25 protein-coding genes are annotated in these 26,843 nt (G+C 43.9%); all 25 read left to right on the forward strand.

Annotated features, from left to right (window positions below):
* The first annotated feature begins 260 nt into the window (after nt 1–260).
* The 25 genes from rimP (at nt 261) to M3593_RS09005 (ending at nt 26,690) form a co-directional block, all read left to right on the forward strand.
* A complete protein-coding gene (rimP, locus tag M3593_RS08885; protein ID WP_144474907.1) occupies nt 261–731 on the forward strand; it encodes a ribosome maturation factor RimP in 471 nt (156 codons plus the stop codon).
* 118 nt (nt 732–849) lie between these two features.
* Nucleotides 850–1,959: a transcription termination factor NusA gene (gene nusA, locus M3593_RS08890; RefSeq protein WP_251541977.1), complete on the forward strand. Its 1,110-nt coding sequence runs from the start codon at nt 850–852 to the stop codon at nt 1,957–1,959.
* 16 nt (nt 1,960–1,975) lie between these two features.
* The gene (gene rnpM / locus M3593_RS08895) at nt 1,976–2,257 is read left to right on the forward strand and encodes an RNase P modulator RnpM (protein WP_214704105.1); all 282 of its coding nucleotides are present in this window, start codon (nt 1,976–1,978) and stop codon (nt 2,255–2,257) included.
* Nucleotides 2,257–2,559, forward strand: coding sequence for a YlxQ family RNA-binding protein (locus tag M3593_RS08900; RefSeq protein ID WP_251541975.1), 303 nt, complete (start codon nt 2,257–2,259; stop codon nt 2,557–2,559). The genes rnpM and M3593_RS08900 overlap by 1 nt, the downstream gene beginning before the upstream one ends.
* A gap of 19 nt (nt 2,560–2,578) precedes the next feature.
* Nucleotides 2,579–4,897 carry a translation initiation factor IF-2 gene (infB, locus tag M3593_RS08905; protein ID WP_251541973.1) on the forward strand — a complete coding sequence of 773 codons (2,319 nt, stop codon included), beginning with the start codon at nt 2,579–2,581 and terminating at the stop codon, nt 4,895–4,897.
* Nucleotides 4,897–5,178 (forward strand): DUF503 domain-containing protein, encoded by a 282-nt coding sequence (locus M3593_RS08910; protein WP_251541971.1) that lies wholly within the window; start codon nt 4,897–4,899, stop codon nt 5,176–5,178. The genes infB and M3593_RS08910 overlap by 1 nt, the downstream gene beginning before the upstream one ends.
* 18 nt (nt 5,179–5,196) lie before the next feature.
* Nucleotides 5,197–5,577, forward strand: coding sequence for a 30S ribosome-binding factor RbfA (gene rbfA / locus M3593_RS08915; RefSeq protein ID WP_251541969.1), 381 nt, complete (start codon nt 5,197–5,199; stop codon nt 5,575–5,577).
* Between the two features lie 188 nt (nt 5,578–5,765).
* Nucleotides 5,766–6,683, forward strand: coding sequence for a tRNA pseudouridine(55) synthase TruB (gene truB, locus M3593_RS08920; protein ID WP_251541967.1), 918 nt, complete (start codon nt 5,766–5,768; stop codon nt 6,681–6,683).
* Between the two features lie 90 nt (nt 6,684–6,773).
* A complete protein-coding gene (ribF, locus tag M3593_RS08925; RefSeq protein ID WP_483308914.1) occupies nt 6,774–7,727 on the forward strand; it encodes a bifunctional riboflavin kinase/FAD synthetase in 954 nt (317 codons plus the stop codon).
* A 124-nt stretch (nt 7,728–7,851) separates the two neighbouring features.
* Nucleotides 7,852–8,121 carry a 30S ribosomal protein S15 gene (rpsO, locus tag M3593_RS08930; RefSeq protein WP_144474916.1) on the forward strand — a complete coding sequence of 90 codons (270 nt, stop codon included), beginning with the start codon at nt 7,852–7,854 and terminating at the stop codon, nt 8,119–8,121.
* A 294-nt stretch (nt 8,122–8,415) separates the two neighbouring features.
* Nucleotides 8,416–10,533 carry a polyribonucleotide nucleotidyltransferase gene (gene pnp, locus M3593_RS08935; protein WP_144474917.1) on the forward strand — a complete coding sequence of 706 codons (2,118 nt, stop codon included), beginning with the start codon at nt 8,416–8,418 and terminating at the stop codon, nt 10,531–10,533.
* Nucleotides 10,534–10,701: 168 nt separating this feature from the next.
* Entirely contained in the window at nt 10,702–11,667 is a 966-nt protein-coding gene (locus M3593_RS08940; protein WP_144475007.1) for a polysaccharide deacetylase family protein, read from the forward strand.
* Nucleotides 11,668–11,753: 86 nt separating this feature from the next.
* The gene (locus tag M3593_RS08945) at nt 11,754–12,986 is read left to right on the forward strand and encodes a M16 family metallopeptidase (protein ID WP_144474918.1); all 1,233 of its coding nucleotides are present in this window, start codon (nt 11,754–11,756) and stop codon (nt 12,984–12,986) included.
* Nucleotides 12,987–13,094: 108 nt separating this feature from the next.
* Nucleotides 13,095–13,337 (forward strand): YlmC/YmxH family sporulation protein, encoded by a 243-nt coding sequence (locus M3593_RS08950; RefSeq protein ID WP_144474919.1) that lies wholly within the window; start codon nt 13,095–13,097, stop codon nt 13,335–13,337.
* A gap of 191 nt (nt 13,338–13,528) precedes the next feature.
* The gene (gene dpaA, locus M3593_RS08955; protein WP_251541966.1) at nt 13,529–14,431 is read left to right on the forward strand and encodes a dipicolinic acid synthetase subunit A; all 903 of its coding nucleotides are present in this window, start codon (nt 13,529–13,531) and stop codon (nt 14,429–14,431) included.
* A complete protein-coding gene (dpaB, locus tag M3593_RS08960; RefSeq protein WP_144474921.1) occupies nt 14,428–15,024 on the forward strand; it encodes a dipicolinate synthase subunit B in 597 nt (198 codons plus the stop codon). The genes dpaA and dpaB overlap by 4 nt, the downstream gene beginning before the upstream one ends.
* Nucleotides 15,025–15,401: 377 nt before the next feature.
* Entirely contained in the window at nt 15,402–16,451 is a 1,050-nt protein-coding gene (gene asd / locus M3593_RS08965) for an aspartate-semialdehyde dehydrogenase (RefSeq protein ID WP_144474922.1), read from the forward strand.
* 39 nt (nt 16,452–16,490) lie between these two features.
* Nucleotides 16,491–17,735 (forward strand): aspartate kinase, encoded by a 1,245-nt coding sequence (gene dapG / locus M3593_RS08970; RefSeq protein WP_144474923.1) that lies wholly within the window; start codon nt 16,491–16,493, stop codon nt 17,733–17,735.
* 53 nt (nt 17,736–17,788) lie between these two features.
* The gene (dapA, locus tag M3593_RS08975) at nt 17,789–18,655 is read left to right on the forward strand and encodes a 4-hydroxy-tetrahydrodipicolinate synthase (RefSeq protein ID WP_251541958.1); all 867 of its coding nucleotides are present in this window, start codon (nt 17,789–17,791) and stop codon (nt 18,653–18,655) included.
* 195 nt (nt 18,656–18,850) lie between these two features.
* The gene (locus tag M3593_RS08980; protein ID WP_283905079.1) at nt 18,851–20,521 is read left to right on the forward strand and encodes a ribonuclease J; all 1,671 of its coding nucleotides are present in this window, start codon (nt 18,851–18,853) and stop codon (nt 20,519–20,521) included.
* A gap of 458 nt (nt 20,522–20,979) precedes the next feature.
* A complete protein-coding gene (locus M3593_RS08985) occupies nt 20,980–21,741 on the forward strand; it encodes a ClpP family protease (RefSeq protein WP_395883494.1) in 762 nt (253 codons plus the stop codon).
* Nucleotides 21,738–21,950 carry a YlzJ-like family protein gene (locus M3593_RS08990; RefSeq protein WP_144474927.1) on the forward strand — a complete coding sequence of 71 codons (213 nt, stop codon included), beginning with the start codon at nt 21,738–21,740 and terminating at the stop codon, nt 21,948–21,950. The genes M3593_RS08985 and M3593_RS08990 overlap by 4 nt, the downstream gene beginning before the upstream one ends.
* A 182-nt stretch (nt 21,951–22,132) precedes the next feature.
* Nucleotides 22,133–24,469 (forward strand): DNA translocase FtsK, encoded by a 2,337-nt coding sequence (locus M3593_RS08995; protein WP_144474928.1) that lies wholly within the window; start codon nt 22,133–22,135, stop codon nt 24,467–24,469.
* A gap of 309 nt (nt 24,470–24,778) precedes the next feature.
* The gene (locus tag M3593_RS09000; RefSeq protein ID WP_144474929.1) at nt 24,779–25,504 is read left to right on the forward strand and encodes a GntR family transcriptional regulator; all 726 of its coding nucleotides are present in this window, start codon (nt 24,779–24,781) and stop codon (nt 25,502–25,504) included.
* A gap of 88 nt (nt 25,505–25,592) precedes the next feature.
* On the forward strand, nt 25,593–26,690 hold the full coding sequence (locus tag M3593_RS09005) for a BMP family lipoprotein (protein WP_251541956.1): 1,098 nt from the start codon (nt 25,593–25,595) through the stop codon (nt 26,688–26,690).
* Nucleotides 26,691–26,843: the final 153 nt, after the last annotated feature.

The following is a 26,843-nucleotide window of genomic DNA, read 5'->3' on the forward strand; positions in this document are numbered from 1 at the left end:
ACTAGTAATGAATAAAATAGACTCCGTTTCCGGGGTCTATTTTTGTTAGACAATAACCATGGCTAACTGCATGAAATCAACGTTGAGACACCCTTTGTTTGCAATAAATATCTGGTTATGTTATATTTTTATTGGAAATACTAAGGATAACTCTGGCAGAGGAGAGTGGGGCAACCCGCTCTTTCTTGTTTGTTAAGCACTTTTTCGTGGGATAATAACCAAAAAAGTATGAAGTCATGTTATGTCAAAGGAGGGATTTTATGAGCAAGGTAACAGAAACAGTGGAAGAGCTAGTAACTCCCATCTTAAATGAAAATAACTTGGAATTAGTAGACATTGAATACGTCAAAGAGGGAAAGAACTGGTTCCTGCGCGTATACATTGATAAGGACAACGGAATTGATATCGAGGAATGCGGCATCGTCAGTGAGCGCCTTAGCGAGAAGCTTGATGCCATTGATCCAATCCCGCATAACTACTTTTTGGAAGTATCCTCACCAGGTGCAGAACGCCCTTTGAAAAAGGAAAAGGATTATCAAAAAGCAATCGGCAAGAATGTCTTTATAAAGACGTATGAACCAATTGATGGGGAAAAGGCGTTTGAGGGGATCTTGACCGATTATAATGGTGAAACCGTAACTGTGGAAATGAAGATTAAAACCCGAAAGAAAACAGTTCAAATACCTTTTGATAAGATTGCCGGCGCAAGGCTAGCAGTCACTTTTTCATAATCTGTCCAGAAATATCTTCAGTTAATTAGTTTAAAGGCCAATTTGGATGATCGGGTTACATAGTTTCTGAAAAAAGCCTTAAAAAGATGGGTAGTTAAAAAAGGGGGATTTATATCTCATGAGCAGCGAATTGTTGGATGCTCTTACAATTCTTGAAAAAGAAAAAGGGATTTCCAGGGACGTTTTAATTGACGCAATTGAGGCAGCACTTATTTCTGCGTACCGACGCAACTTTAATCAAGCCCAAAACGTCCGGATCGACTTGAATTTGGGAAATGGTTCAATGCGTGTTTTTGCCAGAAAGGAAGTCGTTGATGAAGTCTTCGATCCTCGCCTGGAGATTTCACTGGAAGAGGCACAAAAAATCAATCCTAACTATGTAGTAGAAGATGTAGTTGAACTCGAAGTCACACCGAAGGACTTCGGCAGGATTGCCGCACAGACTGCCAAACAAGTTGTCACCCAGCGTGTCCGTGAAGCTGAAAGAGGTATCATCTATTCAGAATTCATCGATCGTGAAGAGGATATCATGACAGGCATCGTCCAGCGTCAGGATCCAAAGTTCATCTATGTGAGCCTGGGTAAGATCGAGGCGATTCTGCCAGCGAATGAACAGATGCCAAACGAACATTACAAGCCTCATGACCGCATCAAAGTTTTTATCACCAAGGTTGAAAAAACCACTAAAGGTCCACAAATTTTCGTTTCCAGAACCCATCCGGGACTGTTAAAGAGACTTTTCGAAATTGAAGTACCTGAAATCTATGACGGCACTGTTGAAATTAAGTCAGTCGCACGTGAAGCAGGTGATCGTTCAAAGATCTCTGTCCATTCTGATAACGCAGAGGTTGACCCAGTAGGATCATGTGTCGGTCCTCGCGGTAATCGGGTCCAGGCTGTCGTTAATGAGCTTAAGGGCGAAAAAATCGACATCGTCAAATGGTCTGAGGATCCAGTAGTATTTGTTGCAAATGCATTGAGCCCTTCTAAAGTACTTGATGTCATTGTCAATGAAGAGGAAAAAGCAACAACGGTAATCGTTCCTGATTATCAGCTATCGCTGGCGATTGGAAAACGCGGACAAAACGCGCGACTTGCCGCTAAGCTGACTGGATGGAAAATTGACATCAAGGCGGAAACTGAGGCTAGGGAGTCCGGGATCTATCCACGCGACAATGAGCCGCTATTATCTGCTGATGATGATTATGAAAATGAAGACATCGATTAATGTGAGGTGAATGATCGTGAACAGCCGTAAAAAGGTTCCTATGCGAAAATGTGTCGCAACCGGTGAAATGAGACCGAAAAAAGAACTAGTTCGCATCGTTCGCTCCAAAGAAGGAGAAGTGTCCGTTGACCTGACAGGGAAGAAATCAGGCCGTGGTGCATATCTTTCAAAAGAAAAAGAAGCAGTGGAATTAGCAAGAAAACGAAATATATTGTCCAAGCAGCTTGAAACACAAGTGGACGATGCAATATATGATGAGCTGAATGACCTCATCGAAAAGGAGAGCAGACGATCCTGATGAACTCTAATCAATGGATGTCACTGCTTGGTTTAGCCAATCGAGCGCGGAAAATTATTTCAGGGGAAGAGCTTTCCGTCAAAGAAATCAGAAGCGGAAAAGCGAAACTCATTTTGCTTTCAGCGGATGCATCCGCAAATACTACAAAAAAGATTACCGACAAGTGCAATTCCTATAACGTTCCCTGCAAGGTGGTTCCGGACAGGTTCCAGCTTGGCCAGGCAATTGGAAAGGATGCACGTGTTGTAGTAGCCCTGTTGGACGAGGGTTTTGCAAAAAAACTGTTGACGTTGCTCGATTAATTCTAGCGGGGGTGAAAATATGAGTAAAACACGCGTTTATGAATATGCAAAGAAGCATAATTTATCGAGTAAAGACGTGATTATAAAATTAAAAGAAATGAATATTGAAGTTTCCAACCATATGACTGCAATGGAAGATGAAACTGTAAAGAAGCTTGATTCGATCTACCAAAAGAAAGATGGTAATCAGGAAGCAAAGAAGCCGCAGCAAAATCAGCCAAAGGCTTCACAGGGCGACAACCAGGGCCAAAACCGCAACCAGGGCCAACAAAAACCAAATCATGGCCAAAAGCCAAACCAGGGCCAGAATCGCAATCAGGCCCAAAACCAGCAAAGAAACAATAACGGACAGCAGAAACCGCAGCTTAAGACGACTGCCAGCGCGTTTTCTGATGATGAGCGCCGTGCGACAACACCTGAAAAGGTGAAAACATCAGCAGCAGCTAAAAAGCCTGGTAATTCCCAGCCGTTCAACAAAAACAATAAGAACAAACAGAACAACAAGAACAGGAACCAGCAGCAGAACCAGAATAAAGGCAGACAGAACCAACAGCAGGTGCAACAACAGCCAAAGAAGGTAAAAGAGCTTCCATCAAAGATTACCTTCAGTGAATCCCTCACAGTAGCTGAACTGGCCAAGAAGCTTAACCGTGAGCCTTCAGAAATCATCAAGAAGCTCTTTATGCTTGGTGTCATGGCAACAATCAACCAGGATCTCGATAAAGACGCGATCGAATTGATTGCTACTGACTATGGTGTTGAAGTAGAAGAGGAAATCAAGATCGATTCAACAGACCTTGAAGTATACTTCACTGAGGACGAGGCTGCAGCATTGGTTGAGAGACCTTCAGTTGTTACCATCATGGGCCACGTTGACCATGGTAAAACAACGCTGCTGGACTCTATCCGAAATACTAAGGTGACTGCTGGCGAAGCTGGCGGAATCACTCAGCATATCGGTGCCTACCAGGTCGAAGATAATGGCAAGAAAATCACATTCCTTGACACACCTGGTCACGCAGCCTTCACAACAATGCGTGCACGCGGTGCGAAAATTACGGATATCACGATTCTCGTTGTTGCTGCCGATGACGGTGTCAAGCCACAGACAGTGGAAGCATTGAACCATGCTAAAGCGGCCGAAGTACCAATTATCGTTGCCGTCAACAAGATGGATAAACCAGCTGCAAATCCTGACCGTGTAATGCAGGAACTGACAGAGTATGGTCTTGTACCGGAAGCATGGGGCGGGGATACAATCTTTGTACCAATCTCGGCATTGACTGGTGAAGGGATCGACAGCTTACTTGAAATGATTCTTCTTGTAGGTGAAGTGGAAGAATACAAAGCAAATCCAGATAGAAATGCAATCGGTACCGTGATTGAAGCTCAGCTCGACAAAGGGCGCGGCTCTGTGGCGACATTGCTTGTCCAGAATGGTACTTTGAAAATCGGGGATCCGATCGTTGTCGGAAACACATTCGGACGTGTGCGTGCTATGGTGAACGACTTAGGCCGTCGCGTTAAAGAAGCTGGCCCGTCCACTCCTGTTGAAATTACAGGGTTGAATGATGTACCACAGGCGGGTGACCGCTTCGTTGTGTTTGAAGATGAAAAAACTGCACGCCAAATTGGCGAAACACGTTCACAGCAGGCATTGCAGGCACAGCGCAGCGAAAAAACGCGCGTAAGTCTCGATACATTGTTTGAACATATGAAACAAGGGGAAATGAAAGACCTAAATCTAATTATTAAAGCCGACGTTCAAGGTTCAGTTGAAGCACTTGCAGCAGCATTGCAAAAACTGGAGGTTGAAGGTGTAAATGTAAGAATCATTCACACTGGTGTTGGTGCGATCAATGAGTCTGACATCACCCTTGCAGCAGCTTCAAATGGTATCGTCATCGGTTTCAACGTCCGTCCGGACAATAACGCAAAACGCGCTGCAGATTCTGAAAGTGTCGATATCCGACTCCACCGCATTATCTATAAGGTAATCGAAGAGATCGAATCAGCGATGAAGGGCATGCTTGATCCGGTTTATGCTGAAAAAGTCATTGGCCAGGCTGAAGTCCGCCAGACTTTCAAAGTATCAAAAATCGGAACAATTGCTGGCTCATATGTCACTGATGGCAAGATCACGCGTGACAGCGGCGTTCGTCTGATCCGTGACGGAGTCGTCATTTTTGAAGGGGAAGTCGATGCGCTTAAACGTTTCAAAGATGATGCCAAGGAAGTAGCGCAGGGTTATGAGTGCGGTATTACCATTAAAAACTTCAATGACGTCAAGGAAGGCGATGTAATTGAAGCATATATCATGGAAGAAGTGGAACGTTAATGGTAGTAGGCTTAGCAGCCTGTGAATGCATCATCTATGATGCTCATTCTCTAAAAGAAAAGAGAGCTGTACTGCAGCGGATTATCACAAGGCTGAAGCAAAAGTTCAATGTCTCAGTTTCTGAAGTGGACCACCACGATGTCTGGCAGCGGACAACGATAGCGGTTGCTGCTGTCTCTGCATCAAAGGTGGCTACAGAGAGAGAGCTTCATAATGCCTTGAAAATGATTGATTCTTTTCCTGAGATCGAACGTACCATCACCGATATAGAATGGCTTTGATTAAAGAGGTGATTGAAAATGGGTCATAGAGTAAATCGTGTTGGCGAACAAATGAAAAAAGAATTGGGCGACATCATCAGCCGTAAAATCAAGGATCCGCGAGTCGGTTTCGTGACCGTGACGGATGTCCAGGTTACCGGAGACCTACAGCAGGCGAAGGTGTATATCTCTGTTTTAGGCGATGAACAACAGAGAGAAGATACACTAAAAGGATTAGCAAAAGCCAAAGGCTTCATCAGGACAGAAATTGGCCAGCGAATCCGACTGAGAAAGACGCCTGAACTGATCTTTGAGTTTGATGAAACAATGGCTTACGGAAATCGCATCAATTCACTAATCCATGAGCTGCAAAGAGATGAACAGCCTGGAGAAGAAGAGCAAGATAAAGATACTGACTAAAAGGTTATTTAGTCTGGAAACTTAACCGAAAAAAATGGATAGACAAAACGTCTATCCATTTTTTTCGAGATTTTTTATTTTTAAATACATGGCTCTGTTAAAGTCGAAATGTTGTTTTTACTCCTGGCACGAAGTCAACAGTCTTTGTTAACAGAGCAAAATACATAAATACTTAAGGAGGAAGGGATATGGAAGGGATTCTGCCTCTTTTTAAACCAGCTGGAATGACTTCACATGATTGTGTGTTTAAACTCAGAAAGCTGTTAAGGACGAAGAAGGTGGGCCATACAGGGACTCTGGACCCGGATGTTACCGGGGTTCTGCCAATCTGTGTCGGCAAGGCAACAAAAATAGCAGAATACATTACAGATGCAGGAAAAGCCTATGAGGGTGAAGTAACCCTTGGATTTACCACCACTACCGAAGATGCTTCAGGAGAAAAGGTTGATGAAAAACCAGTGGACCAAACGCTAACAAAAAAGGAAATAGAAAGTGTCCTTCAATCGCTCGTGGGTGAAATTGAGCAAACTCCACCAATGTATTCGGCGGTAAAAGTGAATGGAAAGAAACTTTATGAATATGCAAGGCAAGGAATCGAAGTCGAGCGCCCAACCAGGAGAGTGACGATCTATAGCATAGAACTGCTCGATGATCGAGATTCTTATGCTGGCGAGCTGGTCAGCTTTAAATTCAGGGTATCTTGCGGCAAAGGTACATATATTCGGACCTTAGCGGTTACGATTGGTGAAAAATTAGGATATCCGGCACATATGTCTTCGCTTGTCAGGATTCAGTCGGCCTCCTTTTCCCTGGAAGATTGCTTTACATTCGCGCAGCTTGAAGAAATGGCGGAGGAATCCAGGCTCGAAACAGCTCTATACCCTTTGGAAACTGGTATTTCTTATTTGCCGAAATATCGCATAAGTGATAAAGTAGCAGAGAAAGTGAAAAATGGGGCATTGCTTCAATTTCCACAGGAACTTGAAGGGATTGAAGGCCCTATTGTAGCAGAAACAGAAGACGGAAAAGCGCTCGCTATCTACAGGGCACACCCAACCAAACATGGGATGATGAAACCTGACAAAGTATTGAGAAATGAGCAATAAAAAGTATTGCCACATTAGGATACATAATCAGCAATCAAAAGAAATGTCCTGATTAAAAGAGCAGCTGGGTCAGAAAAGGTGAGTTAAATCGTGGAATTGATTAAGCTAAACCATCCTCATGGGTATAAAATAGAAGATTTTCCTGCAATGGCCATCGCATTAGGCTATTTTGACGGAGTTCACCTGGGCCACCAACAGGTAATCAGAGAAGCGAAAAAAGTGGCCGAAGCAAAAGGAATCAAAAGTGCAGTCATGACATTTGATCCCCACCCTTCAGTCGTTCTTGGAAAAAGCATTCAACATATAGAATATATCACTCCATTGGAAGAAAAGGCCCGATTGATTGAAGCAATGGGAGTCGATTATTTATTCGTGATCACCTTCTCGACCGAATTCTCCGGTCTATTGCCCCAGGAATTCGTCGATCAATATATCATAGGGCTGAATGTGCGTCACGTCGTGGCTGGCTTTGATTACTCCTATGGTAAGATGGGCAAGGGGAATATGGAAACAATCCAGTTCCATTCCAGGTCAAAATTTGATTTCACTGTAGTATCCAAACTGTCAACTCCTGAAGATGAAAAGGTAAGCTCTACCTTGATCCGCGGTTTCTTGAGAGATGGAAAAGTGGATGAAATGCCACATTTGCTTGGAAGATACTATACAACAAAAGGAATCGTGATCAACGGAGAACGGCGAGGACGCACAATCGGGTTTCCGACTGCGAACGTGCTGATGGATGAAGAATACATCCTCCCGCCCACAGGTGTTTATGCTGTGAAAATCAAGGTTGACGGCAAATGGCATGAAGGGGTCTGCAATGTCGGCTATAAACCAACCTTCCATCTGGAGAAAAAAGCAAAACCATCGATAGAAGTCCATATCTTTAACTTCAACAAAGAAATTTACGGGGAATCGGCCATTATTGAGTGGCACCTCCGACTGAGAAGTGAACGTAAATTCGAGGGGATTAAGCAGCTTGTTGCCCAAATCGAAAAAGATAAACAGGAAGCAATCCTTCACTTTGAAAAAAACAAGGGTTAGACTTGCTTTTTGTCGTAAAAAGATGTATTCTTATTAACGTATCAAAAAGGAACCTTTGCTTGGCAAGTCGAGTCACCGACGCTTGCTCGGTAACAGGGGATTATAAAATTGGAGGTGAACATGGATGGCAATCTCAAAAGCACGTAAAAATGAACTGATCAATGAATTCAAGGTTCACGAAAGTGACACTGGATCTCCAGAAGTTCAAATCGCTGTCCTTACTGCAGAAATCAACACATTGAACGATCACTTACGCGTTCACAAAAAGGACCATCACTCACGTCGCGGTCTTTTAAAGATGGTAGGTAAGCGTCGTAACCTTTTGACTTACCTTCGTAACAAGGATGTTGCTCGTTACCGCGAGTTAATCAACAAGCTTGGTCTACGTAGATAGTCTGTAAAAGCGGGATTTATCCCGCTTTTTTATTAGGCAATTTTTTGTCCTTTACATAACCTTTGATTGATATGAAGTGCTCGTTTTTTGGAGATAATATAACATAAAAGACATTTTAACGTAACTCCCTTGAAAAGTACCTGTTGATGGACTAGCTTTTATCCAAAGCTGGATAGGGAGGTTTATGGGTTTTATCATTGTTTATTAAGGTATATTGGTTATATGACAAACATGTTTAAATAAATACCCGGGCACAGCCAGGGTGTATTTAGTGGTAGAGAGGGGCTAAAAAGCATGGTACAAGAAAAACAAAGTTTTTCCTTTGACTGGGCAGGACGCAAGCTGACAGTCGAAATCGGACAGCTTGCAAAGCAGGCAAGTGGTGCAGTCCTTGTCCGTTATGGAGATACAGCTGTATTAAGTACAGCTACTGCGTCAAAAGAACCGAAGAATCTGGACTTCTTCCCTTTGACTGTTAACTATGAAGAGAGACTATATGCTGTCGGGAAAATCCCTGGCGGTTTCATTAAGCGAGAAGGCCGCCCTAGTGAGAAAGCGATCCTTGCAAGCCGTTTAATCGACCGACCAATCCGCCCGCTATTTCCGGATGGATTCCGAAATGATGTTCAGGTAATCAGCATTGTCATGAGTGTTGACCAAGACTGTTCATCAGAAATGGCTGCTATGTTTGGGTCATCTTTGGCACTTTCAGTTTCTGATATTCCATTTGGAGGACCAATCGCTGGTGTTACTGTGGGAAGGATCGATGGTAAATTTGTGATTAATCCATCAGTTGAAGAAACCGAGAAAAGTGATATGCACCTCGTAGTGGCTGGTACAATGGATGCAATCAACATGGTTGAAGCAGGTGCTGAAGAGGTACCTGAAGAAGTGATGCTTGAAGCAATCATGTTCGGACATGATGAAATCAAGCGCTTGATTGCGTTCCAACAGGAAATCGTCGCACAGGTTGGTAAAGAAAAAAGAGAAATAAAACTTTTTGAATTGGATAAAGAGCTTGAAGCTGAAGTTCGCGGAATCTGTGAGCAAGACATGGTTGCTGCTATCCAGGTCCAGGAGAAGCATGCACGTGAAGACGCGATCAAAGAAGTGAAAAATGCTGTTGTCGCCCGCTATGAAGAGCAGGAAGCGGATGACGACAAGCTGAAGCAGGTCAAACAAATCCTTGATAAAATTGTAAAAGGTGAAGTTCGCCGCCTGATCACAGAGGAAAAAGTCCGTCCAGATGGACGTGGCGTCGATGAAATTCGCCCGCTTTCTTCTGAGGTAGGCATGCTTCCTAGAACCCACGGTTCCGGATTATTCACAAGGGGCCAAACTCAGGCATTGAGCATTTGTACTCTTGGTGCAATGGGAGATGTGCAGATTCTGGACGGCCTTGGAATCGAAGAAGAAAAACGATTCATGCACCATTATAATTTCCCATTATTCTCTGTTGGTGAAACAGGACCGATCCGCGGACCTGGCCGACGTGAAATCGGGCACGGTGCACTTGGTGAAAGAGCACTAGAACCAATCATTCCAAACGAAAAAGATTTCCCATATACAATCCGTCTTGTTTCAGAAGTATTGGAGTCAAATGGCTCAACTTCACAAGCGAGTATTTGTGCAAGTACATTAGCGATGATGGATGCAGGTGTACCAATTAAAGCACCTGTAGCGGGTATTGCAATGGGTCTAATCAAGTCAGGTGAGCACTATTCAATCCTTACTGATATCCAGGGCATGGAAGACCACCTTGGCGATATGGACTTCAAGGTAGCAGGTACTTCCAAGGGTGTTACTGCTCTTCAAATGGATATAAAGATTGAAGGCTTGTCACGTGAGATTCTTGAAGAGGCTTTGCAGCAGGCTCAAAAAGGCCGCATGCAAATCCTTGAATCAATGATGGCAACAATCAACGAGCCGCGCGGCAACTTATCAAAATACGCTCCAAAAATCATCACAATGTCTATCAATCCTGATAAGATCCGTGATGTCATTGGACCAAGCGGCAAGCAAATCAATAAGATCATCGAAGAAACCGGCGTAAAAATCGATATCGAACAAGATGGTACAGTTTTCATTGCTTCCGTTGATGAAGAAATGAATCAAAAAGCAAAGAAAATCATCGAAGATATCGTCCGTGAAGTCGAAGTTGGCCAAATGTACCTCGGAAAAGTCCGCCGTATCGAAAAGTTCGGTGCTTTCGTGGAAATTTTCCCTGGAAAAGATGGTTTGGTCCATATTTCCGAACTTGCTGAAGAGCGAGTAGGAAAAGTCGAAGATGTCCTGAAGCTTGGCGATGAACTCCTTGTCAAGGTCACCGAAATTGACAAACAAGGAAGAGTAAATCTTTCACGCAAAGCAGTATTGAAAGAACAGCGCGAAAAAGCTGAAAAACAATCATAAGATAAAAACAAGGCCGGGAAATCCCCGGCCTTTTTATGTATGTGAACAAATCACACTCGTTCTACCTTGTCCTTCTGCTTCATAAAATAAAATAAGGCCATCTTTAATCAAAGACGAACATACATAGCTTTGGATGCCCTAACAGAAGAGGAGGCACATAGAATGAGAATGAGAAAAATTGCGCTGGTTTCTATCATGCTGATTTCAGCCTGGACCATGGTTAATAATCCATTTTCCCATACATATGTAGCAGGACTTAAAACGGGAAGCATGGCTGTTTCAGGACAGGAAGATTCCTTGATGGCGGAAATTGAAATGAAGGCAAAAGATTATGAGGTTGAACCCTCTGACGCAAGAAAGGATCCAGTCTGGAAGGTAATTCCGGGCTATAACGGACTAAAAGTCGATGTGAAAAAATCATACGCCAGGATGAAAAAGGCAGGCAAATTCAATCCTGACAAGCTTGTTTTTGTTCAAGTGCCGCCTGAAATCCATTTGAGTGACTTGCCGCCTCAAGCAGTCTACAAAGGACATCCAGAAAAACCTATGGTCAGCTTTATCATCAATGTGGCATGGGGAAATGAGTATCTTTCCGGTATGCTTGCCACATTAAAAAAGCATAATGTGACCGCAAGTTTCTTTCTGGAGGGAAGATGGGTAAAAAATAATCCGGGTATGGCGAAAATGATTTCTGATGCAGGCCATGAAATTGGCAACCACTCCTTCACGCACCCTGATATGAAACAACTATCAGCACCTAAAATTAATGAGGAAATCAGGAAGACAGATGAGGTCATTGAAGCTGTGACTGGTGAAAAGACTAAATGGTTTGCACCACCAAGCGGTTCTTATAAAGACGAAGTAGTAGACATTGCAGCAGCTCATAACTTAGGCACAGTCATGTGGAGCGTGGATACGATCGATTGGCAGAAGCCCACCCGGGAAAAGCTGATTAGCAGGGTGATGGGAAAGGTTCATAACGGAGCATTGATCCTGATGCACCCCACCGAGGCGACTGCTTCATCGCTGGACCAATTGATCACGGAAATCAAGAGTAAGGGCTTGCAAATAGGAACTGTATCGGAATTGTTAAGTGAAAATCGCATCCTCCCGGCAAAAAATATGAAAGAATAGCATTGTATTTGGAAAAAGTAAGTTAAATGGACTATACTAAGTAAATGCAGTAGTTTTTTAGCAGCAGGTTCCAGAGGAGGAATATAATGATAAAGAAATATACATGCCAAAATGGGGTAAGAATTGTACTAGAACAAATCCCGACAGTCCGGTCAGTAGCCATAGGAGTTTGGATTGGAACGGGCTCCCGCAATGAAAATCCTGATAATAATGGAATCTCCCATTTCCTTGAACATATGTTTTTTAAAGGCACCAAAACCAGGTCTGCCAGAGAAATAGCCGAATCATTTGACAGCATCGGCGGTCAGGTGAATGCCTTCACCTCCAAGGAATATACATGCTATTATGCAAAAGTATTGGATAACCATGCCCAATACGCCCTTGAAGTATTGGCTGATATGTTCTTTCATTCTACTTTTGATTCTGAAGAATTGAATAAAGAGAAGAATGTAGTCAATGAAGAAATCAAAATGTATGAGGATACGCCTGATGATATCGTCCATGATTTGCTAAGCCAGGCTATTTACGGTGATCATCCACTGGGGTATCCGATCCTGGGTACTGAGGAAACGCTCCAAACCTTTACAGGAGAAAAATTAGAGCAATACATGCATGACATGTATAGGCCTGAGAATGTAGTCATTTCAATTGCCGGGAATGTCCCGGAATCATTCATTAAAAATGCTGAACAATTCTTTGGCTCCTACGAAGCGAGCAAGGAAGAGTTGGAATACATTAAGCCGGAATTCCATACGAAACAAATATCACGCAAGAAAGAGACTGAGCAAGCCCACCTTTGCCTGGGATTCGAAGGGCTGCAGATCGGCCATTCTGACGTATACAACTTGATTGTCCTGAATAATGTGCTCGGCGGAAGCATGAGCAGCAGATTATTTCAGGAAGTCAGGGAACAGCGCGGTCTAGCCTACTCTGTATTTTCCTATCATTCCGCATACAGGGATAGCGGGATGGTCACAATTTATGGAGGAACTGGTTCAAATCAGCTGAATGTTTTGTATGAGACCATTCAGGAGACGCTCGATAAGCTTCGCGCAGACGGCATTACGGAAAAAGAACTTAATAACAGCAAAGAACAACTGAAAGGCAGTTTGATGTTAAGCCTTGAGAGCACAAACAGCCGGATGAGCAGGAATGGGAAAAATGAGCTTCTGCTTGGAAGGCATCGCTCTCTTGATGAAATCGTCGAACAAATCGATCAGGTGACAAAGGACCGTGTTGACGGCATGGCCAATAAGATATTCACAGACCAATATTCAGTATCCCTGATCAGCCCTAGCGGCGAGCTCCCAACACAATAATGAATTCCAGGACAGCAGTTTCTTTAAGAAGCTGCTGTTTTTTATATTCTAAAAAGGGTTCCGAAACGATAAATATAGAATAAGGACAAAGTGACGGGGAGGTCCATCATGAAACTGAGTGAACTTGGCGGCAAAGAAATTGTCGATGTGAAAAGGGCAGAGAGGTTAGGAGTACTTGGTCAAACAGATTTGGAAATCAACGAAAGAACAGGGCAAATCGAAGCATTGATCATTCCATCATTAAAATGGTTTGGCCTCCGCAAGCAATCCGGGGAGGTAAGGGTGCCATGGAAGCACATCAAGAAAATCGGTTCAGATATGATCATCATCGATATACCAGATGATGAGTAAAAAGCGGGCTTTCATGCCGGCTTATTTTTTTTGCTGATTATTAAAAGATTAGTGAGTTCACAGCCGCTTGTGGGTGCTTTTCTTTTATGGAAAACTCACCTATTCCGCGTTTGATACATATGATGTTGAAGTAGTTCATGTTGAATAGAAATTTTAATCCAGGATTAATGGAAAAGAAGGTGATTGTTCTCATGCTGACAGGTATGCAAATCGCGGTTATCGGCGGTGATGCTAGACAGCTGGAGATTATTCGCAAGCTGACAGAGCTTGATGCAAAGCTTTCTTTAATAGGCTTCGAGCAGTTGGACCATGCTTTCACAGGTGCCTCAAAAGAAAAGATAGATGAAGTTGATTTTTCAGTACAGGATGCTTTGATCCTGCCTGTTCCCGGAACTAGCCTGGAGGGTCAGGTCGAAACCATTTTCTCAAATGAAAGAGTTGTAATCATAAAAGAAATGCTTGAACGGACTCCGGAACACTGTAAGGTTTATTCTGGTATCAGCAACTCGTACTTGACGGGGATCGCCAGCCTGGCCAACCGCAAACTCGTACAGCTATTCTCCCGTGATGATGTCGCCATTTATAACTCGATTCCGACAGTGGAAGGAACGATCATGATGGCAATCCAGCACACGGATTTTACGATACATGGTTCCAATGTTTCTGTTCTGGGACTTGGCAGGGTCGGTATGAGTGTTGCGAGAACCTTCCATGCGCTTGGAGCAAAGGTTAAGGTAGGTGCCCGGAAAAGCGAGCATATTGCAAGGATTACTGAAATGGGATTAGAACCTTTCCTTTTATCAGACATAGGAAAGGCAGTTTCTGATAGCGATATTTGCATCAATACCATTCCTAACCAGATTGTTACTGCTTCTGTCATTTCGAGGATGCCCGCCCATACCTTGATCATTGACCTTGCATCGAAACCAGGTGGAACGGATTTTCGCTATGCTGAAAAACGGGGAATCAAGGCTTTGCTTGCGCCAGGTTTGCCGGGCATCGTAGCCCCAAAGACTGCTGGGCAAATTCTGGCGAATGTTCTTTCTCAGCTGCTTATGGAAGACTTTTCTAACCGAAAGGAGAAAGAAGTATGAGTTTACAAGGAAAAAAGATCGGATTTGGATTGACAGGTTCTCATTGTACGTATGATGCTGTTTTTCCCGAAATTGAAAAATTAGTGAATGCAGGTGCAGAAGTTCTGCCTGTTGTCACCTTCACCGTAAAAAATACTGAAACACGTTTTGGAAAAGGGGAGGACTGGGTACAGCGGATTGAGGAGCTTACCGGCAATAAGGTGATCGATTCAATTGTGAAGGCAGAGCCTCTTGGGCCCAAAATCCCGCTGGATTGCATGGTCATTGCGCCTCTCACCGGAAACTCGATGAGCAAGTTTGCAAATGCCATGACTGATTCACCAGTTTTGATGGCTGCGAAAGCGACTTTAAGAAACCAAAAACCAGTAGTGCTCGGCATTTCCACGAACGATGCCTTGGGACTCAATGGCGTCAACCTGATGAGACTAATGGCAACCAAAAATATTTTCATGATTCCTTTTGGCCAGGATGATCCGGTAAAAAAACCAAATTCAATGGTTGCCAGAATGGAGATGCTCTCCGAAACGGTTTTGGAGGCAATGGAAGGAAAGCAATTGCAGCCAGTTCTTGTTGAACGTTATAAGGATAACTAGGGAAAATCCAAGGAAGGATACCGTCAAATCAGCAGAAATCAAGATAAACGACCTGACTAGTCTAACTGGAAACGCTTTTCTCCGGCAGTGAAGCAAAATCTTTCTTTCCTTAATGATTGAATATGATAAAATATAGGATAATATACAAGGCGGTTTTTAAGACAAGTAAAAAATGTCCAGAATCTGCGCCTGGCCTGTTTTAACTCAGGAGAACGTCCCAAAGTACCATGCGAAAAGCTTTCGTACGGAGTGAGGATGGGTTTCTGGGCTGGCCTGGGCGCTTGCGCATTTCTTATAAGCCGCCGTTATACTTATGTTCAAACAACCGGCTTTTAACGGATATTAAAACGATAATGGCAGTGGAAGGGGAAACAGATATGTCAGAGAGAAAAGGTTACCGAGTAGCAGTAGTTGGAGCAACAGGAGCAGTTGGGCAGCAAATGATCCAAACGCTTGAAAACAGGGATTTTCCAGTTTCGGAACTATTACTGCTTTCTTCAGCAAGATCTGCTGGTACGAAGGTTCATTATAAAGGTAACGAAATAACAGTTCAGGAAGCAAAACCGGAAAGCTTTGAAGGAGTGGATATAGCTCTTTTCAGCGCAGGCGGCAGTGTATCGAAACAATTGGCTCCTGAGGCTGTCAAGCGCGGAGCAATCGTTGTTGATAACACAAGTGCCTTCAGGATGGAAGAAAATATTCCGCTGGTAGTACCAGAAGTTAATGAAGAAGATTTGCGCAATCATAATGGAATCATCGCTAATCCAAACTGCTCGACAATCCAGATGGTCGTGGCACTGGAGCCGCTCCGCAAGAAATACGGCCTTGATAAGATCATCGTCTCAACCTACCAGGCAGTTTCTGGTGCAGGTGCAGCAGCCGTGGAAGAGATGAAGGAACAAACTAGGGCGATTCTGGATGGCAAAGAATATGAGCCAAAGATCCTTCCTGTTAAATCTGGAGAAAAGCACTACCAGATTGCCTTCAATGCCATTCCGCAGATTGACACATTCGTTGAAAATGGGTTCACGTATGAAGAAATGAAAATGATCAATGAAACCAAGAAAATCATGCATATGCCTGAGCTTCAGGTTGCTGCTACTTGTGTGCGGCTCCCTGTCGGCACTGGCCATTCTGAATCAGTTTACATCGAAATTGGCGAAGGCGGAGTAGCCGCATCTGAAGTGAAGGAATTGCTCGCAGATGCTCCAGGAGTTGTCCTTCAAGATAATCCGGACCAGCAGTTATATCCTATGCCTGCATTCTGTGTAGGAAAAAACGATGTATTCGTTGGCCGAATAAGGAAGGACCTTGACAACGATAAAGGCTTCCATATGTGGGTAGTATCAGATAACCTGCTGAAAGGTGCTGCGTGGAACTCTGTCCAGATTGCTGAAAGTCTTGTAAAACTCGGTCTTGTAAAATAATTGCATTAGGTTAAATGACAGAATTTCTGAGGTGTTACGATGAAAATAATCGTTCAAAAATTTGGCGGTACGTCTGTTCGTGATGAGCAAAGCCGCAGTCACGCAATAGGGCATATTAAAAATGCGGTTGCTGACGGATATAAAGCAGTTGTGGTTGTTTCTGCGATGGGCAGGAAGGGTGATCCGTACGCTACAGACACTCTCCTCAGCCTGATTGGTGGAAATGGGAGCAGGATCAGCAAGCGCGAGCACGACCTGCTGCTTTCTTGCGGTGAAACGATTTCGAGTGTGGTTTTTACAAATATGCTGATAGAAAATGGCATCAATGCGACTGCCCTTACTGGTGCACAGGCAGGGTTCAGGACCAACAGCGAGCATACGAACGCAAGGATCCTGGATATGAAGTGTGACCGTTTGCTGCGGGAACTGGACCATGTTGATGCAGTCGTTGTAGCAGGATTCCAGGGAGCAGCCAAAAATGGAGACGTAACAACGATTGGCAGAGGCGGCAGTGATACGTCCGCAGCAGCATTAGGCGCGGCTTTGAACGCTGAATGGATTGACATCTTTACCGATGTTGAAGGAATCATGACAGCTGATCCGAGGATTGCGGATAACGCACGGCCTCTTTCTGTGGTGACCTATACAGAGGTGTGCAATATGGCATATCAGGGCGCGAAGGTCATCCACCCTCGTGCTGTCGAGATTGCCATGCAGGCAAAAGTACCGATCAGGATCAGGTCCACGTATTCTGATGGCCTCGGGACATTAGTTACAACCCTGAATCGTGAAAATAAAGGAACTGACATCAAGGAGCGTCCTGTTACAGGCATCGCCCATGTTTCGAATGTCAGCCAAATCAAAGTTTTTGCCAAAAAGGACCAATACAATCTACAATCAGAAGTGTTCAAGGCTATGGCCAATGAAAACATCAGCGTGGATTTCATCAATATTTCCCCTAATGGAGTAGTGTATACTGTGCTGGATGAAATGACAGACCGGGCAGTGAAAGTCCTCGAAGGATTAGGCCACACACCGCAGATAGAGAAGAATTGTGCGAAGGTCTCTGTCGTAGGGGCAGGTATGGCAGGTGTTCCAGGTGTGACCTCGAAGATCGTTACAGCACTGTCTGAGAAGGGCATCCGGATTCTCCAATCCGCTGACAGCCACACAACCATTTGGGTCCTGGTCAAACAGGATGATTTGGGGAAGGCAGTGAATGCACTTCATGATGCTTTCCAGCTCGAAGAAGAAACAATAGAGTTCGAAAGACACGATATATAAAATGGCTTCCAGCCTTGGCAGACGGAAGCTTTTGAGAATAGGAGTGAACAGGAATGGTTCAATTCGGAAGAGTATCTACAGCAATGGTGACCCCATTTGATCATAAAGGTCACATTGATTTCGCTAAAACGACCCAGCTAGTCAACCATTTGATTTCGAACGGTACAGATTCACTGGTTGTCGCGGGAACGACAGGTGAATCTCCGACTCTTTCAAAGGAAGAAAAAATCGCTTTATTTCAGCATGTCGTGAAAGTCGTTGACAAAAGAGTTCCCGTCATAGCAGGTACAGGCAGCAACAACACTTATGCTACTATCGAATTGACGAAAAAAGCCGAAGAAATTGGTGTGGACGCGATAATGATCGTTGCCCCTTATTATAACAAGCCAAACCAGGAAGGACTCTACCAGCATTTCAAAGCAGCAGCTGAAGCTACTTCATTGCCAGTGATGGTGTATAACATCCCGGGCAGGTCTGTAGTCAATATTCTTCCTGAAACGGTGATCAAGCTGGCAAAAATCCCGAATATCGTGGCCGTCAAGGAAGCAAGCGGCGACCTTAACGCGATGACGAAAATCATTGCCAGCACACCTGATGATTTCCTTCTTTACAGCGGTGACGACGGGTTGACACTTCCTGTGCTTGCTATTGGCGGGGTGGGCATCGTCTCTGTAGCATCCCATGTGATTGGCAATGAGATGCAAGCGATGGTTGATGCATTCTTCAGTGGAAGAAACGAGGATGCAGCGAAAATGCACCAGCGTCTCCTTCCAGTCATGCAAGGTTTGTTTGCCGCACCGAGCCCTGGACCAGTTAAAACTGCATTGCAGCTGAAAGGGCTCGACGTCGGCTCAGTGCGCTTGCCGATGGTTCCATTGACAGAGCAAGAAAGAACAGCGGTAGCGAAATTATTCGAATAGTACAAGGGCCGGCCTGGTAAGGCTGGCCTTATTTTATTGTGTATAAGTGTTTTGTATTTTTCTTTTTATGACCTGGATATGCATGCCCACTGCCAATAGAGAGCCGGAGAATAAAGTTGTAAAGATTTTCTGCCATCAAGTATAATGATTTTAACTGATTTTGTTCGGGAGAAAACTCATAGGAGGGGCAGGGAATTGATTAAAAAGAAAAACGAAATTATTAAAATCATTGCGCTAGGTGGCGTAGGGGAAATCGGCAAAAATATGTATGTCACCGAAGTGGACAATGATATTTTTGTGGTGGATGCCGGGTTGATGTTTCCGGAGGATGAAATGCTGGGGATCGACATCGTCATTCCCGACTTTTCATATTTGAGTGCTAACAGTGAAAGAGTAAAAGGAATTTTCCTGACTCATGGCCATGAAGACCATATAGGAGCGCTGACCTACGTCCTGCGGAAAATGAATGTCCCGGTATATGGAACAAAGCTTACTCTTGCGCTGGCAAAGGAAAAAATGAGTGAGCAGGAATTTGTCGGCAAAGTCGAATTCCATGAAATTACGGCAGATACCAAACTGGACTTTGGCGTGGTTTCTGTTTCATTTTTCAAGACAAACCATAGTATCCCAGACTCTGTCGGAGTTTGTATCCATACATCGGAAGGGGCCATTGTACATACAGGGGACTATAAATTCGACCAGGCTGCAGCACCGATGTATAAGCCGGATATCGGCAGGATGGCCGCCATTGGCGAGCAAGGGGTTCTATGCCTTCTTTCGGACAGTACAGAGGCTGAAAAACCTGGTTATACGCCTTCTGAAACAACCGTTATAGAGGAACTATCGAGCGTTTTTTATAAGGCAAATGGCCGCATCATTGCTGCCTGTTTTGCTTCGGATTTAAACAGGGTCCAACATCTTTTCAATAGTGCAGCCTCGCATGGCCGCAAGGTAGCGGTGGTGGGAAAAAGCCTGAAAAGGGTTTTTGATATCGCTCTGGAGCTCGGCTATCTTCAAGTTGAAAGTGACTTGCTCATTGCAGTGGATGACCTGAAGAAGTACGGCGATGCTGAAGTAGTTATTTTAACGACTGGCAGCCAGGGAGAGCCAATAGAAGCCCTGCAGAAAATGGCTAAGCAAGCCCATCCTCAGGTGAATATCAAGGAAGGGGACACTGTCCTGTTCGCTGCCTCTCCTCTAAGGGGAAGCGAAGTATTCATTTACAAAACAATGGATATGCTTTACCGGGCCGGAGCGAACGTAGTGGCGAGCAAGAAAAGTGTCCAGGTTTCAAGTCATGGAAGCCAGGAAGAATTAAAATTCATGATCAATTTGATGAATCCGAAATTCTTCATTCCTGTACACGGTGAATATAAAATGTTGAAAGCACATAAAAAAGTAGCTCAGTCATGTGGCATACCTGAAGAAAATATTTTCATACCTGACCGTGGAGATGTGATTGAGATTTCAGGCGGTAAACTAAAGGCCACAGAAAAAGTGCAGGCAGGAAACATATTGATAGATGGAATCGGTGTTGGAGATGTAGGGAATATCGTACTCCGTGACCGGAGACTGCTTTCACAGGATGGTGTATTAATTGTTGTCGTGACACTGAATAAAGCAGACAGGAAAATTGCTGCAGGGCCAGAAATTATTTCACGTGGGTTTGTATATGTACGCGAATCGGAAAAAATGATGGCAGAGTCAGCCTCCCTTATAAGGGATATTGTTGAAAAAAACCTTCTAAAAGAACCCTTCGACTGGGCTGGCTTAAAGCAGGAAATGCGCGATTCCTTAAATCAATATTTATTTGAAAAAACAAAACGCCGTCCTATGATCATGCCAATCTTAATGGAAGTAAAATAATAAGAGAAAAGAGGGTGTCTCAATAAGTTGTATAACATCAATTGAGAGTCCGCCTTTTTTCATTTCCTCATGTTTTTTGGTGGCAATTAAATAATCCCTAAAGAGGAATGATCTTGTTTTAATTTTATTTGTAAATAAATTTTGAAACCTGAGTTGATTGAAGTGGAAGGCGCGAAGACTCCTGCGGGCTCAGCGCCAGCCCCGCGGAAAGCGAAGTGCCTGGAATGGAAATCAACGGACCCATTTTACAAGCCGACCTAAATAAAGAGGGTGTCCCAAAATTTTATACCTTTTGGGATACCCTCTTTATTGTTTGCTGTTTTTCGATAGGTTCAACTGAAAAAGCCCTTTAGGTAAATTGATTTGCTTGAAAACATCCTTCATAAAAACCGCTTCCGGAATGAAATTGAGGATGATGTTCATACTAAAATTATCATGCCTGAAGGGAGCATTTAAGGATGGATAAGGAAATGAATATAAACAGTGCAGAAACCCAGGAAGGACAACAAGGACCAGAGGGGGAACAGGAAAATAAACCATCAGGCCTTCTTGAAAAGATCCAGCAGCTTGGCCAGACGAATGTACCGCAGCTGTCCCAGGATTCGAAAATCCATTGCCTGACGATTGTAGGCCAAATTGAAGGCCATATGCAGCTGCCGCCTCATAACAAGACAACAAAGTATGAACATCTTATTCCGCAGCTTGTTGCTATTGAGCAGAACCCGAATATCGAAGGCCTTCTTGTCATCCTGAACACGGTTGGCGGTGACGTAGAAGCGGGTCTAGCCATTTCAGAGATGCTTGCTTCCCTTTCGAAGCCGACAGTCTCGATCGTGTTAGGAGGAGGCCATTCAATCGGTGTGCCGATCGCAGTTTCCTGTGATTATTCTTTTATCGCTGAAACAGCGACGATGACCATTCATCCAATCAGATTGACTGGTCTGGTAATCGGGGTTCCTGCAACCTTTGAATACCTGGATAAAATGCAAGAGAGAGTTGTTAATTTTGTGACGAAGCATTCGAACATTCCTGAGGAAAAATTCAAAGAGCTTATGTTTGCCAAAGGAAACCTGACCAGGGACATTGGAACAAATGTCGTTGGCCATGATGCAGTGGACATGGGCTTGATCCATGAAGTCGGCGGCATCGGACAAGCAATGAAGAAGCTCAATGAACTGATCGATATAAATAAGCCAAAGACAGAAGTGATCGTGCAATGATCCTGTATACAATGATGCCCCATGAACAGATATTCCCTTATAGCGAGGAAGAAGCGATTAACCAGGTTATGATTTCCTACAACGGAATCCCGCTAATGGCTGAATGGACAGAAAATAATGAATACCGGATCGTCAGGGTCATGAGTACGGATCCGAATCACTATATGGACCCAATATGCAGACCCGGGTCGACCCTTTCACTTTCTTAGAATGGTATTGTTTTTATGCGCTTATTAAAACGAAGTGCCGTTTCAACTGGCAAATATGATATAATATGGATACACTCAGCATTGGGCAGCCGGATAGGGCTGCTTTTCTTCTTACTGAAGTTTGAAGGTTCGTTTTGTTGTTTATGCTGTAAGTGAAGCTATATAGATTCAGGTGATATATAATGGCCAAAAAGAAAAGACGGCAATCGAGAAAGAAGAATGCAGTAAAAACAACCGTTCAATATGAACTTGCCGGGTTAGCCTTGCTCGCATTGGCCATCATTGCGATGGCAGATCTGGGCGCTGTCGGAAGAACAATCGTGATGTTTTTCCGCTTTTTCTTCGGCGAATGGTACATGCTCAGTCTCGTTGGACTTGTCGTATTCAGCATCTTTATAATGTGGAAAAGACGACTCCCTTTCATTTTCCACACTAAATTGATTGGTACATACTTGATTATCGGTGCGATTTTGTTGCTGAGTCATGTGACCTTGTTTGAGCTCTTATCCAATGGGGGGAAGTTTAAAGACCCCAGTGTCATCAAGAATACCTTTGAATTATTTGTCATGGAAGCGAAAGGCGAGACAAGCACCACAGACCTTGGCGGCGGAATGATCGGCGCAGTGATGTTTGCGTTGTTTTACTATTTATTCGATGCAGCAGGCTCCCAGCTGATTGCGTTTCTTTTAATTATCATTGGCGGAATTCTTGTAACAGGCAGAACCTTTACAGAAGTTACGAGTAAGATTATTGCGCCTATGGGCGGGTTCATCAGAGATCAATGGCTTTCATTCATTGAGGACTTGAAGCAATGGAAAGAAAATCAGCAGCAAAAGAAATCAGTCCAAAACAAAGAAGCTAAAAAGGCTAAAAATGAAGGTAAGCAGACAGCCATGGAAGAGGGTTCTGTGGAAAAAACAATTGACATTCCTGTGGAACCGACTCCAGAACCAATCATCTCCAGCTTTGCAGAACGGGCATATGCAACTCCGTCTGAAACACAAATACAGCAGCCTGAAAAGAAAGCTAAAGCGGAAACTAAATCCGAAGACGATGGAGAGGACCTGCAGCAGCCGATTACTTTTACAGAGGTAGAGAATACTTCTTATGAGCTGCCGCCAATTGATTTATTGAAACTCCCGAATAAAACCGACCAAAGCGGCGAATATGAAATGATTCATGCAAATGCGGCTAAGCTTGAGCGAACATTCCATAGTTTTGGGGTGAAAGCAAGGGTTACCCAGGTCCATCTCGGGCCAGCCGTTACAAAATATGAAGTCCATCCGGATGTCGGAGTGAAGGTCAGCAGGATTGTTAGCTTGAATGATGATTTAGCGCTTGCTTTGGCTGCAAAGGATATCAGGATTGAGGCGCCAATTCCAGGTAAGTCTGCAATCGGGATCGAAGTTCCCAACTCAGAGGTGGCAATGGTTTCTTTACGGGAAGTCATTGAATCAAAGCAGCATAATAAACCAGGGTCAAAGCTCCAGATTGGACTTGGACGTGATATTACAGGCGAAGCAGTGCTGGCAGAATTGAATAAAATGCCCCATCTCCTTGTTGCCGGAGCGACAGGCAGCGGAAAGAGTGTCTGTATAAACGGAATCATCACAAGTATCCTGATGCGGGCCAAGCCTCATGAGGTCAAACTGATGATGATCGACCCTAAAATGGTCGAACTGAATGTCTACAATGGTGTCCCTCATTTGCTGGCGCCAGTGGTAACGGATGCGAAAAAGGCATCTCAGGCGCTCAAGAAAGTGGTCAATGAGATGGAAAGGCGTTATGAACTCTTCTCACATACCGGAACAAGAAACATAGAAGGCTATAATGAATATATCAAGCGGTACAATAATGAGGAAGAGGCCAACCAGCCGCTTCTGCCTTTCATTGTTGTCATTGTGGACGAGCTGGCAGACTTGATGATGGTCGCATCCTCAGATGTCGAAGATTCGATCACACGGCTGGCACAGATGGCCCGTGCGGCTGGAATCCATTTGATCATCGCTACCCAAAGGCCTTCTGTCGATGTCATTACCGGCGTCATCAAAGCGAACATTCCTTCAAGAATCGCATTTGCCGTATCTTCAATGACAGACTCAAGGACGATACTGGATATGGGCGGCGCCGAGAAGCTGCTGGGAAGAGGAGACATGCTGTTCCTGCCGGTTGGCGCATCGAAGCCTGTCAGGGTACAGGGAGCATTTTTGTCAGATGATGAGGTAGAAGAAGTTGTGAATTATGTGATCGGGCAACAGAAGGCGCAATACCAGGAAGAAATGATTCCTGAAGATGTTCCAGAGAATACCTCGGAAGTCGAGGATGATTTGTACAGTGATGCTGTGGACCTTGTCGTCGAGATGCAGACAGCATCTGTATCTATGCTCCAGAGAAGGTTCAGGATTGGATATTCACGTGCTGCCAGACTAATTGATGAGATGGAACTTCGCGGAATTGTCGGGCCATATGAAGGCAGCAAACCACGTAATGTTCTGGTTGCTAAGTCAGAAGAAGCATAAGAATTGACTGTGAATGGGCAAAAAGTCGGATGCGTGCATCCGGCTTTTATTATTGTTTCTGGGGATTTAGCACTTGTAAAACCTAATAGTGTCATACTATTAAAAACGCTTTCAAACTACAATTATATCAGAAATATAGGTTATTTGTCCCGAAAAAATTGACAATTTTGGTCTTTCTAGCTTTTTTCGACAAAATGTTGAAACTCTATTTATTTATCCTTAAAAAAGTGTTATAGTATTTTCGATTAGTAGGAATGCTATACATCAGAGGTCTGATGTCTTTGAGCAAAAAGGTTGGAGGAACGCCTCATGTCGATCAAATCAGATAACCGGCACCTGTATTTACAAGTAATCGATCACCTGAAGCAGGATATTCAGAAGGGTGTTTATAAAGAAAGAGAAAAACTCCCATCAGAATTCGATCTTGCCAAACAGCTTGGCGTAAGCAGAGCTACACTAAGGGAAGCCTTGCGGATTCTTGAAGAAGAAAATGTGATTATCCGCCGGCATGGTGTAGGTACTTTCGTGAACGCTAAACCATTGTTTTCTTCAGGAATCGAGCAGCTTAACAGTGTTACCGCAATGATTGAACAGGCCGGGATGAAGCCAGGAACCATCTTTTTGAACTCTACGACTACCGGGCCAACTGAAGAGGATATCCGTCGTTTTTCATGCTCTGTGGATGATGAAATCACTTTGATTGAACGAGTAAGGACCGCAAATGGGGAACCTGTTGTCTATTGTCTGGACAAAATCCCCGGAAAAATCCTGTCTGGTGACTTTTCATATGAAGATGAATCACTGCTTCATCTCCTTGAAGTCATGTCGAACAGGAAGGTTACATATGCGGTCGCACAAATCGAGCCGATAGGCTATCATGAAAAAATTTCACCGATCCTGGAATGTGAACCCGAAACTGCCCTGCTTGTTTTAAAGCAGATGCATTTCGATGAAAATGACGTACCAATCCTTTATTCCGTAAATTACTTTAAAGCCGATAAGTTCAGTTTTCATGTCCTGAGAAAGAGAGTTTAATTTTTTCTGAGTTATGAAAACGCTATCTGTTCGGTTTTTCAGAACATTCCTGCGAAATCCAACAAACATTCTCTAGGGGGTACAAACCTTGAAAAAGCGTAAATTTGGTTTGGTAATGTCATTGCTTTTGGCAGCAGGCACAATGTTAGCTGGCTGTGGCAGCGATAGCGATGAAAAAGGCGGCGACAGCAAGAAGTCAGATTTAAAAGTTGGTATGGTTACGGATGCTGGTACAATTGATGACAAATCATTCAACCAGGGAACATGGGAAGGTATCCTGAAGGCTGAAGATAAATTCGGAGTCGACACAAAGTACCTTAAGCCTGCAGGAACAACTGAAGCTGAATATTTAAAAGAAATGGGTAACCTTTACGACGCAGGATATAAGTTCATCGTTACGCCTGGCTTTAAGTTCGAAACTGCTGTTTTCCAAGCCCAAGATAAATATAAAGATGCTAAGTTCGTCATTCTTGACGGAAATCCACATAATGGAGACTACAACCCTGTTGTAAAAGATAACACAGTCGCTGTATTCTTCGCAGAGCACGAATCAGGCTTCCTTGCTGGTGTAGCAGCTGCTCTTGAATTAAAAGAAGGTGAAGCTGGCTTCATCGGCGGTATGGAAATCCCTGCTGTACAGAAGTTCAACTGGGGCTTCCAGCAAGGTCTAAAGTATGCTAACGAAAACCTTGGAACAAATGTAGTAATCAAACAAGAAAACGTTATCTATCAAGGTTCATTTGATAATGCTGCTGCTGGCGGACAAATTGCTGCTCAGTACTATGACCGTGGCGTTGATGTAATCTTCACAGCTGCTGGCGGTGTTGGAGTAGGTGCTATTAAAGAAGCGAAAGACCGCGCTAAATCAGGCGAAAAAGTTTGGATCGTTGGTGTAGACGTTGACCAGTACGAAGATGGTAAGTACGAAGGCGACAAGTCAGTTATCCTGACTTCTGCAATGAAGAAGCTTGACCAGGTTTCTTACGACATGGTTCAGGCTGAACTTGATGGCAAATTCCCTGGCGGACAAACTCTGACTTTCGATGCCAAGAACGATGGTATCGGTCTTCCTGACAAGAACCCTAACCTAAGCGATGAAACTGTAAGCAAGGTTAAGGAAGTATATGAAAAGATCAAGTCTGAAGAGGTTAAAGTCTCTGCTGAACAAGGTGACTTGTTTAAGTAAAATAGAGTGAAAGAGACGGTTGTTTCCGTCTCTTTTGTCTATTAAAGTCTGAACGGTAAATTTTTGAAATAAGGACTTGAATATTTTCAATCTTTCAAAAGTCTTTTGAAGTTTTACCAGAAATTCTGTTCCAGTATAGGGGACTCCCTATTT

This window comes from Mesobacillus sp. MER 48, assembly GCF_023714225.1.
Lineage (GTDB): Bacteria > Bacillota > Bacilli > Bacillales > Cytobacillaceae > Mesobacillus > Mesobacillus oceanisediminis_A.